General features: G+C 40.4%; 9 protein-coding genes and 7 tRNA genes. 15 read left to right on the top strand and 1 reads right to left on the bottom strand.

Annotated features, from left to right (window positions below; genetic code table 11):
* Positions 1-183 precede the first annotated feature (183 nt).
* The 15 genes from ACTNES_RS16585 (at position 184) to ACTNES_RS16515 (ending at position 10,060) form a co-directional block, all read left to right on the top strand.
* Positions 184-257: transfer RNA gene (locus ACTNES_RS16585), tRNA-Asp, on the top strand.
* A 43-nt stretch (positions 258-300) separates the two neighbouring features.
* Positions 301-373: transfer RNA gene (locus tag ACTNES_RS16580), tRNA-Val, on the top strand.
* Between the two features lie 5 nt (positions 374-378).
* Positions 379-460 (top strand) — tRNA-Tyr (locus ACTNES_RS16575).
* Positions 461-477: 17 nt separating this feature from the next.
* A tRNA-Thr gene (locus ACTNES_RS16570) sits at positions 478-550 on the top strand.
* A 13-nt stretch (positions 551-563) separates the two neighbouring features.
* A tRNA-Met gene (locus ACTNES_RS16565) sits at positions 564-637 on the top strand.
* 4 nt (positions 638-641) lie between these two features.
* Positions 642-714, top strand: a tRNA-Phe gene (locus ACTNES_RS16560).
* 28 nt (positions 715-742) lie between these two features.
* Positions 743-815: transfer RNA gene (locus ACTNES_RS16555), tRNA-Lys, on the top strand.
* 242 nt (positions 816-1,057) lie between these two features.
* A complete protein-coding gene (locus tag ACTNES_RS16550) occupies positions 1,058-1,423 on the top strand; it encodes a hypothetical protein (RefSeq protein WP_291805860.1) in 366 nt (121 codons plus the stop codon).
* A 160-nt stretch (positions 1,424-1,583) separates the two neighbouring features.
* Positions 1,584-2,414 carry a SpoIID/LytB domain-containing protein gene (locus ACTNES_RS16545; RefSeq protein ID WP_441040136.1) on the top strand — a complete coding sequence of 277 codons (831 nt, stop codon included), beginning with the start codon at positions 1,584-1,586 and terminating at the stop codon, positions 2,412-2,414.
* A 61-nt stretch (positions 2,415-2,475) separates the two neighbouring features.
* Entirely contained in the window at positions 2,476-3,345 is an 870-nt protein-coding gene (locus ACTNES_RS16540) for a M23 family metallopeptidase (RefSeq protein ID WP_216460859.1), read from the top strand.
* A gap of 310 nt (positions 3,346-3,655) precedes the next feature.
* Complete coding sequence (locus tag ACTNES_RS16535) at positions 3,656-4,645, top strand: LacI family DNA-binding transcriptional regulator (protein WP_291805869.1); 990 nt, start codon at positions 3,656-3,658, stop codon at positions 4,643-4,645.
* 388 nt (positions 4,646-5,033) lie between these two features.
* Positions 5,034-7,034, top strand: coding sequence for a glucose PTS transporter subunit IIA (locus ACTNES_RS16530; protein WP_441040135.1), 2,001 nt, complete (start codon positions 5,034-5,036; stop codon positions 7,032-7,034).
* A complete protein-coding gene (locus ACTNES_RS16525; RefSeq protein ID WP_291815963.1) occupies positions 7,031-8,470 on the top strand; it encodes a glycoside hydrolase family 32 protein in 1,440 nt (479 codons plus the stop codon). The genes ACTNES_RS16530 and ACTNES_RS16525 overlap by 4 nt, the downstream gene beginning before the upstream one ends.
* 328 nt (positions 8,471-8,798) lie before the next feature.
* The gene (locus ACTNES_RS16520) at positions 8,799-9,041 is read left to right on the top strand and encodes a GIY-YIG nuclease family protein (RefSeq protein ID WP_216460855.1); all 243 of its coding nucleotides are present in this window, start codon (positions 8,799-8,801) and stop codon (positions 9,039-9,041) included.
* A gap of 47 nt (positions 9,042-9,088) precedes the next feature.
* Complete coding sequence (locus ACTNES_RS16515) at positions 9,089-10,060, top strand: hypothetical protein (RefSeq protein ID WP_291805879.1); 972 nt, start codon at positions 9,089-9,091, stop codon at positions 10,058-10,060.
* A 190-nt stretch (positions 10,061-10,250) separates the two neighbouring features.
* Here the strand turns inward: ACTNES_RS16515 and trhA are convergent, their stop codons facing one another.
* Positions 10,251-10,913 carry a PAQR family membrane homeostasis protein TrhA gene (gene trhA, locus ACTNES_RS16510; RefSeq protein WP_291805882.1) on the bottom strand — a complete coding sequence of 221 codons (663 nt, stop codon included), beginning with the start codon at positions 10,911-10,913 and terminating at the stop codon, positions 10,251-10,253.
* Between the last annotated feature and the right edge of the window lie 110 nt (positions 10,914-11,023).

The following is an 11,023-nucleotide window of genomic DNA, read 5'->3' as shown; positions in this document are numbered from 1 at the left end:
CCCATTCGAAAGAAGTAAACCCCCTTGAAGACGACGAGGTAGATAGGGCAGAGGTGGAAGTGCAGTAATGCATGGAGCTGACTGTTACTAATCGGGTGAGGGCTTGACCAAGAATCGCAGGAAGTAATGAATCTCAAGGAAATGTCAATATGTATGTAGTTTTGAAGGTGCAAAACCTTTAATGGCCCAGTGGCTCAGTTGGTTAGAGCGCCGCCCTGTCACGGCGGAGGTCGAGAGTTCGAGTCTCTTCTGGGTCGTTAGCAATGAGCTAACGATGTTTAGTAAATTGCATATGGATATGGAATCTTAGCTCAGCTGGGAGAGCATCTGCCTTACAAGCAGAGGGTCATAGGTTCGAGCCCTATAGGTTCCATACTTGGATGGATTCCCGAGTGGCCAAAGGGGGCAGACTGTAAATCTGTTAGCAACGCTTTCGAAGGTTCGAATCCTTCTCCATCCACTTAGCTTAACAGCTAAGCCGATGTGGCTCAATTGGCAGAGCAGCTGATTTGTAATCAGCAGGTTATCGGTTCGAGTCCGATCATCGGCTTTTAAATTAATACCGCGGGGTGGAGCAGTCTGGAAGCTCGTCGGGCTCATAACCCGAAGGTCATAGGTTCAAATCCTGTCCCCGCTATTTTGCCCAGATAGCTCAGTTGGTAGAGCAGAGGACTGAAAATCCTCGTGTCGCTGGTTCGATTCCGGCTCTGGGCATTCACTTTGGAAAGTGAAAATTGAATATGGAGCATTAGCTCAGTCGGTAGAGCACTTGACTTTTAATCAAGTTGTCCGGGGTTCGAATCCCCGATGCTTCACTTTATGACTTCTGTGGAATTCACAGAAGTTTTTTTATGTTATAAGAATTTACTTTGTAAAGCTCTAATGACATAAAAAAGCTCTCAAGGCAGGATATTTTTTATTTCGATTTTAGTTCTAAAATGGTATTCATTCTGCATAAAGTATTAGTACCTGATAACCGTAGGAAGTGCGCAGTCTTAACGGTGGACAGGCTGTATAATATTATGAAATCATGTAATGCAGAACAGGAGGAGTTTCTATGAAGAATTCGATAAAGAATCTGAAGAATTATTTTCAGCTGATTGTGACAGCTGTTACCTGCTTTGTAATGGGATTTGTAAAGGATAGAGAAAGTGCATGCACAGGTAGCTGTGATGAGCGCACAGTAAAAAGAAGCGGATTTTTGGGAAGATTATGGAAAAGTCTGGGAATGTGTTTGGTATATGAAACTCCGAAAGCAAAAATGATCTCAGAATATATTGTAAAAGATACAGATTCTAAGAAAAACAGGACGGATCTGCATCCAAAAGAAAAAAGGAATACCAGAAAAAATAAAATTATATACTGGAATGAACCAAGAATCCAGAATAGAATAAGTAAAGCTGCATATTTTAATACGGGGTGAGTCCCCGTATTAATAAGCTGATAGAAAAGTTAGGAAAATATTCTTAATGAAGTCAAAAGAGTGATTTGATTAAAAGTGTACATACAGAGAAAGTTATATGTATATACTAAAAGGAAAGAGGTTATGAGAAATCATGGCCGTACGTCTGGATGGTCTTATTATGAGAAAGTCTTTTTTTTCCGGAACAACGGGAATCTTTTGTCTGTTTTTTATCCCTTATCTGATTACGATTGTTTTTAACGGTGTAGAAAGTACTCTGGTCAACAGAAAATTTGATATGGAAATGATTTTACCAGTTATTGTTGCATCGCAAATTGGAGAAACTTATGAATTAGAAACAATAAAAGCGCAGACGATCATTGCACGGTCCAATTTTTGCAGAAAAATACAGGAGCAGGATAGTTTTTCAAAAGTATTGAATGAAATCAGGAATGAAGTGAAGGGAAAATCCTTATATCTTGCAGTCTCGCAAGAAAAATACGAAAAGGCAGTGACTGATACAGAAGGGATGGTTATGACATGGGATGGAGAACTAAAACAAGTTCCTTATCATGAGTTAAGTGCCGGACAGACAAGGGATGGCAGGGAAGTTTTCCACAGTGAGGAGGAAGATTATTTAAAATCTGTCCAAAGCAGTGTGGATAAAGAGTCAAAAAATTATCTTAACAGTGTATACATAAATCAAAAGATACTTCCAAAGGAATTGAATGTGAAGGAGAGAGACAGCGCCGGATATGTAACAGAACTTCTGGCTGACGGGAAAACGCTGGAAGGTGAATCTTTTCGAAAAGGTATGGGACTTACTTCTGCAAATTTTACAATACAGAATATTGGAAACAAGGTGCGTTTTTTATGCAAAGGAAGAGGACATGGAATGGGATTTTCGCAGTACGGAGGGAATGAGCTGGCAAAAAATTCTAATAGTGCAGAGGAAATTCTGGCGTATTATTTTCCAAGTATGGAAATTCAGGAGATTACAGAAATTTTCTGAATAGATGTAATAATTCTGGACACCCTATAGATATGAAGATGAAAATAGAGGTGAAAGGAATATGATGAATAACAGAGTCACGCGAATTATCGCCAATACCGTTGGTCTGGCAGCTGTAGCAGCATTAGGAATTACTGTATATCAGTTAGGTACATCTCCGATTAAAGAGGAAGCACCTAAGGAGCAAACTCAAGATACTGCTCAAAGTGAAAATACGGATGATATATTTGCTGGAGAGGATGGAATAAGTCAGACAGAATCAGAGAGTCAGCCATCACTGGAGGAGGAAAATCAGGATGATGTGGAAATGACTTCCGGAGATGGAAATACACTTGTAAACCCGAATGGGGATATGAATGAAAATACTGTGGATAAGAATAAAGCTGAAGTATCTGTGAATGTGGATAAAAGCAGTGATGTTAACAGTACAGATGGAGAATCAGCGGATGTTGAGGATACTGATGCAGGAGAAGCAACGGATGTTTCGGCATCTGCAATCAATCTGCCGACAGTAAATTTCTCAGAAGATACATTAATGGAGTGGCCGGTAAATGGAAATATTCTGCTGGATTACAGTATGGATCAGACTACGTATTTTCCAACTCTGGATCAGTACAGATTAAACCCTGCCATTGCAGTTGGGGCAGTAGAGGGAGCACCGGTAGTTGCGGCAGTAAACGGTACAGTTTATTCAGTGGAACAGGATGCACAGACTGGTACAACCGTGACCATGGAGCTGGGAAACGGATATCAGGCGGTTTACGGACAGCTTACAGATCTGACTGTTTCTGAAGGGGATACAGTAAAGAAAGGAACAACTATCGGATATATTGCACAGCCAACAAAATATTACAGTACAGAAGGAACGAATCTTTATTTCGAAATGAAGAAAGATGGAGAACCAATCGACCCAATTGCATATCTTCCGTAATTCAATCGAATCAAATAGATTCTCTGCTTAGAATCAAACACGCTTCAGCCTCAATTGCGAAAAGCAATAAGCAGTGGGTGGGGACTTACTTGTATCAGGAGGAGTGTAAGCTTCTCCTGATAAACTGAGGATCAGTTATTCGGTATAGAGCCGCATATCGAGGCGGAGAATTTTGTCCGTTTGGACAGAAGTTTTGCCATTTGCAACCTAAAGGATATCTGTAGTATAATGTAGAAAATACTTTCAGAAGGAAACGATGTGAAACAGTATCTAAAAACATCACATCAATAGCATGAAAAGGAGCTTTTGCATGAATATTAACGAGATAGCGAAACTGGCAGGGGTCTCCAGGGCTACGGTATCCAGATATTTAAATAATGGCTATGTTAGTGAAGAGAAGAAGAAAATTATCCGCAAAGTGATCGAAGAAACCGGATATCAGCCCTCTTCACAGGCACAGATGCTGCGTACCAAAAAGACGAAACTGGTAGGGGTGATTCTTCCGAAGATCGATTCCAACACGATCAGCAGAGAAGTAGCCGGAATCAGTGATATCCTTACGAAAAAAGGCTATCAACTAATCCTGGCGAATACAAATAATAATATTGAAGAAGAGTTGAAATATCTTTCACTATTTAAGGATAACCAGGTAGATGGAGTTATTTTCATTGCCACAATCCTGACGAAACAGCACCGTGATATGCTCAAAGAGTATAAAGTGCCAATTGTTTTGCTGGGACAGCGTCTGGAAGGGTATCCATGTATTTTTCAGGATGATCAGAAAGCGGCAATGACGCTTACAGAACAGATGGTAAAGACTGGCAGCAAGTTTGGATATATTACAGTTACAGATAAAGATGAAGCTGTTGGAAGAAAAAGAATGTCCGGGGTTGAAGAGATTCTTAGTAAGAATAAGATTGAATTTGGCAGTGAATATGTGAAATGTGGTGATTTTACATTGGAATCGGGATATGAAAAAGCAGGAGAACTGTTTGGCGAACATCCGGATATTGATACACTTATCTGTGCAACGGATACTATGGCAGTTGGAGCAGTGAGCTGGTTAAAGAAGAATGGATACCGGATTCCGGAGCAGGTTCAGGTTGCCGGTATGGGAGATAATTCTCTGGGAAAAATTATAGAGCCGAAGTTGACAACAGTACATTTCTATTATAAAACGAGCGGAATGGAGTCTGCAAAGATGTTGGTAGAGCTGATGGAGTCGGAGAATGTATCGATACATAAAGAAATTAAGATGGGATGTAAGGTGGTAATGAGAGAGTCTCACAGGAGCAGATAAATGAGAAGAGAGCTAAGAATTCACGAAACAGGTGAAAAATCTTAGCTCTTTTTATGTCTTAGAAAATTATTCCGTAATATTTTAATGACATAGAAAAAAACTTTGGTTAGGATCACTTTGCGTTGGAGAATCCTGCTTCAATTGCGAACATCCATTTAATAGATAAAACCTGTTTTGGATATTATGTATAAAAATGCGACAAAATATTTGTGCTAAGTTACATATTTACAAATGAAAATCTGACGGATATAATGAAAACAACATATGAGAACGATTTCATACAAAGAACACACATAAATGTATATTAACAGTAAAATAACCATATATACATAAAACAAATAATGTACATAAATGTGGGAACGATTACATAAATAAGAAGGAGGATATTATGGATTACAGAAAGACAGCTCAGGAAATATATGACCATATCGGTAAAAAAGAGAACATTATTTCCGCAGCTCATTGTGCCACACGTCTTCGACTGGTTATTGGTGACAACTCGAAGGCAGACAAGGAATATGTTGAGAACATTGAAGGCGTTAAAGGCGTTTTCTTTGCACAGGGACAGATGCAGATCATTCTGGGAACCGGTGTTGTGAATAAAGTATATGATGAGTTCATCCAGATTGCAGGAGTTTCCGAGAGCAGCAAGGAGGATCTGAAGAAAGTTGCAGCTTCCAGAGCAAATCCTGTACAGAGACTGATTAAGACTCTTGGAGATATTTTTGTGCCGATCATTCCGGCTATTGTTGCAAGTGGTTTCCTTATGGGAATCATGGAAGCGCTGAATTTCATGGTAAACAATGGTTTCCTGAATATTGATACCAGCGGCTCTATTTATACTTTTGCGCAGCTTTTCAGTAATACGGCGTACACATTCCTGCCAATCCTGATCGCATACAGCGGTGCAAAAGTGTTTGGTGCTAATCCATATCTGGGTGCGGTTATCGGTATGATCATGATTCATCCAAACCTGCAGAATGCATGGACAGTTGCAACAGAAGGGGTTCAGGCAACTCAGAAAGTATGGTTTGGACTTTATTCGATTGACATGGTTGGTTATCAGGGACATGTTATCCCAGTTATCATTGCTGTGTGGGTACTTGCACAGATTGAGAAGAGGCTTCACAAGGTTGTACCTGCAATGTTCGACCTGTTTGTTACTCCGCTTGTAAGTGTATTTGTAACAGGTTACCTGACATTATCCATTATCGGACCGATCTTCGTAGCCGTTGAGAACGGACTTCTGAATGGAATCCAGTGGCTGATCGCATTGCCGTTCGGTATTGGAAGTTTTATTATGGGTGCTTTTTATGCTCCGACAGTTGTGGCCGGTGTACATCATATGTACACGATCATTGACCTTGGACAGATTTCCAAGTTTGGAGTTACTTACTGGCTGCCGCTTGCATCTGCAGCAAATATCGCACAGGGCGGTGCTACACTTGCAGTAGCACTTAAGACTAAAGATCAGAAGATTAAATCCATGGCAGTTCCGTCTGCATTAAGTGCATGCATGGGAATTACAGAACCGGCAATTTTCGGTGTAAACCTTCGTTTCGGAAAACCTTTTGTAATGGGCTGTGTCGGCGGTGCAGTTGGTGCGCTGTTTGCATCTATTACAGGACTGGGCGCTACAGGAACTGGAGTAACCGGTATTTTCGGAATTCTGCTTTGCCTGAACAACCCGGTATCTTATATTCTGATGTTTGTGATTGCATTTGGCGTAGCATTTGTACTGACATGGCTGTTTGGATATAAAGATGTGGCAGCAGAGAGTAAAGCTGTAAAAAATGAAGATAAGAGTGAAGATGCTGTAAAAGCAGAGAGTATTGAAGACCAAAAAAATTCTGTGGTAAGTGATGAAAATGCTACAGCAACAGATGAAAACAAAACAGCTTCTGAAACAGAAAAAACAGCAGGCGGCGCAGATGATTTCGTACTCTACAGTGCATTAGATGGAACTGCAATTCCACTTTCTCAGGTAAATGATGCAACATTTGCTTCTGAAGTTCTAGGAAAAGGAATTGCTGTAAATCCGGCTAAGGGTGAAGTAGTTGCTCCGTGTGATGCAACGGTTGAGACCGTTTTTGACACCAAACATGCAGTTGGTTTAAGTACAGAAAGCGGTATGGAACTTCTGATCCATATCGGTATCAATACTGTAGAACTGGGTGGAAAATATTACACAGCTCATGTAAAAGACGGTGATCGTGTAAAGAAGGGACAGCTTCTCATATCCTTTGATATGGATAAGATCAAAGAAGCAGAATATGATGTAACTACTCCGCTTATTGTAACAAACACAGACGATTACAGAGATGTGAAAGCCTTACATGAAGGTCCGGTAACACCTGCAGATAAGGTATTGGAGATTGTGAAAGAATGAGTACTTTAACAAAAGTTCTTGAGAGAAATATATCACAGATTGAAAAGAATGCAAATATGAAGGAAGGAAGATTCCGCCTTGGGCATCATCTGATGCCTCCGGTGGGATGGTTAAATGATCCGAATGGATTATGCTGGTACAAGGGCAGATATCATGTGTTCTTCCAGTATGCACCTTTTGATGTGGAAGGTGGACTGAAGTTCTGGGGACATTATACAAGCGAGGATCTGCTTGACTGGAAGTATGAAGGGACAGCTCTTTATCCGGATTCCTCCTATGACTGTCATGGGGTATATTCCGGGTCTTCACTGATTGATCAGGATAAAATGCATCTGTTTTTTACAGGCAATGTAAAGATTGATGGTGATTATGATTACATTAATGAGGGAAGGGAGACAAGCACCCTTCATGTAGAGAGTGAAGACGGAATTCATTTCAGCGATAAAGAAGAGGTTATTTCCTTTGAGAAATATCCGGAGGATTTTACCTGCCATATCCGAGATCCAAAGGTCTGGAAAGAGAATGACAGATATAAGATGGTTCTGGGCGGACGTCTCAAAGAGGATAAAGGAGCAGTTCTGGTATATGAATCAGAGGATTTAAGAGACTGGAAACTGGAACGTGTGATCACTACGCCGGAGGTATTCGGTTATATGTGGGAATGTCCGGATTATTTTGAACTGGATGGACAGAAGTTCCTGTCTGTTTCTCCACAGGGGCTGAGTCGTGAAGAGTATCGTTTTCAGAATATCTATCAGTCCGGATATTTTCCGATGAAGGAAGATGGCTCTGTAGATGTGAATGACTTCAGAGAATGGGATATGGGATTTGATTTCTATGCGCCACAGACGTTCACAGATAATAAGGGCAGACGGCTTCTTATCGGCTGGATGGGAATGCCGGATGCAGATGAAGAATATGTGAATAAGACTATTGATGAAGGATGGCAGCATTGTCTCACTGTTCCAAGAGAATTAACGGTACGTGACGGAAAAATTCTCCAGGCTCCTGCAAAAGAACTGGAAGGTCTTCGAAAAGAGAAGACAGTTCTTCATGATGAGAAATCAATCGTAGAGATTCGTGTGGAAGTAAATGAAGGGTTTGACCTGGTACTTGATGAGATCGTTATGACGGGCAGCAGCTTCAAGATCAGTATGGGTGGACAGATGATTTTTAAATATGAAGATGGAGTTGCGGAGATTGGCTTTTCCGGAATTGCAGGTGCAGGAAGGTCGAAACGAAAGGCAAAGATTGGTGAGCTGAAGAATATCAGACTTCTTGCAGACACTTCGGCAGCAGAAATCTACCTGAATGATGGAGAGACTGTTTTTTCTACAAGATATTATCCGGATCGTGAGGATCTTCAGTTAAAGATTCTTGGTGGAAAATTTAAGGGAAATCTCTGGAACCTCCGAAAAATGATATTCACAAAATAGGAAAATAAACGTATAATAAAGCAGGTGGGAAAGAAAATCCGCAGTCGGTTTCCCTGCCTGCTTTTTTGACATAAAAATGACTTCAGATACTGCAAAAGGTATCCGGGGACGTGGATATGTCCGGGTGAAATACGTGCTTTAATGCCGGCTGTTTATTATAGAAATAAGGATGACTGCAGATGGTAATGTGCGGTTATCCTTTACATAGATCAGTGTACAGGATGGACAGTATAAGTTATGTCAGTGAAAGTGCAGATGGTATAAGTGGAATACCGAAATTAAGGTTTAAACGGTATTTGTCACAGGTACATTGGGAGTGGAGATTATAATGAATTATACTTACATTGTAAGATGTGCAGACGGAACCCTTTATACAGGATGGACAAATTGTCTGCAAAAAAGGCTGAAAGCACATAATGAGGGAAAGAACGGCGCAAAATATACGAAGACCAAGAGACCGGTTACGCTTGTATATTATGAAGGATTTTTGACAAAAGAAGAGGCAATGAGAAGAGAGTATCAGATTAAACAGCTTACCAGAAATAAGAAACTGGAGCTGATGAAATTCTGATATTGCTGCCTGTATTTTCCCAAATTGTATCAGGAGGATAAAAGAAAATGAAAAAGATGACCAAATGGTTTGCCATGTGTGTGGCCTGTATGATGCTTAGTGTTCCGGCTATGGCAGCAGAGACACCGGATGTTACAGTAACACCAATTCCGATTGAGACTCCGGCTCCGGATATCACACCGATTGAAACACCTGCGCCAACACCAACACCTGCGTTAAAGAATGGATGGTATACTTACGGAACAAAGAATAAGAAATATTTTAAGGATGGCAAGTATCTGACAGGAATGCGAAAGATTCATGGAGAGGTTTATTACTTTAGTCCAAAGGGATTTATGAAAACCGGATGGATTAAATATAATGATAAAAAGTATTATTTCGGTTCCAATGGAGTACGCTGCACTGGTGTAAAGAAGATTTCAGGAAAATATTACTATTTTAGTGATAAAGGTGTTCTGAGAACAAAAACAGTTAAAGTAGGAAATACCACTTATTACTGCACAGAAAAAGGAATTCTGGAAGCATGGAAAAAAGGCAGCAGCTTTTACTATGCAAATGGAAAGAAAATGAATTCTACAAGAGCATATGAGTATGAAACTCTGCAGAGAGCAAAGAATGTGGTAAATGCGATTACCAAACCAAGTATGTCAAAGAGTCAGAAATTTGAGACTTGTTTCAGATGGGTAATGTATCAGCATTATTATGAGACAAAAAGAATTTTCCATAATCAGACTGCATGGCCGGCATTATATGCTAATGACTATCTGATCCTGAGCGGAAAGGGCGGAGATTGTTTCTCTGATGCATGTGCGTTTGCGTATCTGGCGAAAGCACTGGGATACAATAATGTATATGTCTGCGTAGATACAACATCAACAGATGGAAGCGGACACTGCTGGGCTGAAATCGGAGGTCTGGTATACGATCCATTATTTGCAGAAGCAAAGAGTTATTATGGATATTTTGGTGTAAGTTATGGCTCTTATGGTCTGTATGCTGAGAGAAGAGTAGCTGTCTGAAAAAAACAGATTTATAAATAGGATTTGCCTGTATCAGGAGGTAAGTTACTTCTGATAAATTGCGGAGTAGTTATTTGGTTATGAGTAAGCAGCGAAGCGGATGATTTTATCCGCTTGATAATAGAAAAGATGTCCGGGAAGATTGACGTGTCAATCATTATCCTGGACATCTTTTTATATATGATGTTGGTCAGACAGGAAGTGGCGCAACGAAGAAATACATTACGATAAAGTGGCAGGCACTTCCAAGCATCACAAATATATGAAAAATCTCATGGGAACCAAAATTCTTGTGTCTGGAATCGAAAAGCGGAACTTTCAGAGCATAGATCACACCGCCGATAGTGTAAATAATTCCGCCTGCAAGAAGCCAGTCAAAACCAGCACGTGGGAGTGCATGAAAGATTGGGACAAATGCAAGGACACAGAGCCATCCCATGCCAATATACAGTACGGAAGATAACCATTTCGGGCAGGTAATCCAGCATCCTTTCAGGATCATGCCAAGGATCGCAATACTCCATACCAGGGTACACAAAATATAGCCAATATGATTGTGAAGAACAATGAGGCACACCGGAGTGTAACTGCCTGCGATCATTACAAAGATCATCATATGATCCATCTTTCGAAGACGGCGGTTAACTTTCTCTGTAGAGTCTACGGAATGGTAGATTGTGCTGGCAGCATAAAGCAGGATCATTGTAAGGATAAAAATGCTCAATGCTACGATATGGATCACATCATAAGAACGTGCCGCTTTGATAATAAGCGGGACAGCACCGACTGCTGCGAGGAGAAGAGCGATGCCATGAGTGATCGCACTTCCTGGATCTTTTAATTTGAATTTCATACTATAAATGAGCAAATTTGAAAAATTGCACAAAACTACACTGCGAATTTCATAAATGAATCAAAATCATTGCTTTCCTTTGCGCATTGAAAAAGATAACGATACTTTTC

The sequence above is a fragment of the Blautia sp. HCP3S3_D9 genome, from assembly GCF_052063845.1.
In the GTDB taxonomy this organism is placed as follows: domain Bacteria; phylum Bacillota; class Clostridia; order Lachnospirales; family Lachnospiraceae; genus Blautia_A.
The sequence above is the reverse complement of the archived record's forward strand: the minus strand, read 5'-3'. Positions and strand labels throughout refer to the sequence as shown.

Excerpts from the sequence above, each read along its gene's own strand:
- ACTNES_RS16550 (WP_291805860.1), top strand. The coding sequence starts at position 1,058 with ATGAAGAATTCGATAAAGAATCTGAAGAATTATTTTCAGCTGATTGTG.
- ACTNES_RS16545 (WP_441040136.1), top strand. The coding sequence starts at position 1,584 with ATGAGAAAGTCTTTTTTTTCCGGAACAACGGGAATCTTTTGTCTGTTT.
- ACTNES_RS16540 (WP_216460859.1), top strand. The coding sequence starts at position 2,476 with ATGATGAATAACAGAGTCACGCGAATTATCGCCAATACCGTTGGTCTG.
- ACTNES_RS16535 (WP_291805869.1), top strand. The coding sequence starts at position 3,656 with ATGAATATTAACGAGATAGCGAAACTGGCAGGGGTCTCCAGGGCTACG.
- ACTNES_RS16530 (WP_441040135.1), top strand. The coding sequence starts at position 5,034 with ATGGATTACAGAAAGACAGCTCAGGAAATATATGACCATATCGGTAAA.
- ACTNES_RS16525 (WP_291815963.1), top strand. The coding sequence starts at position 7,031 with ATGAGTACTTTAACAAAAGTTCTTGAGAGAAATATATCACAGATTGAA.
- ACTNES_RS16520 (WP_216460855.1), top strand. The coding sequence starts at position 8,799 with ATGAATTATACTTACATTGTAAGATGTGCAGACGGAACCCTTTATACA.
- ACTNES_RS16515 (WP_291805879.1), top strand. The coding sequence starts at position 9,089 with ATGAAAAAGATGACCAAATGGTTTGCCATGTGTGTGGCCTGTATGATG.
- trhA (WP_291805882.1), bottom strand. The coding sequence starts at position 10,913 with ATGAAATTCAAATTAAAAGATCCAGGAAGTGCGATCACTCATGGCATC.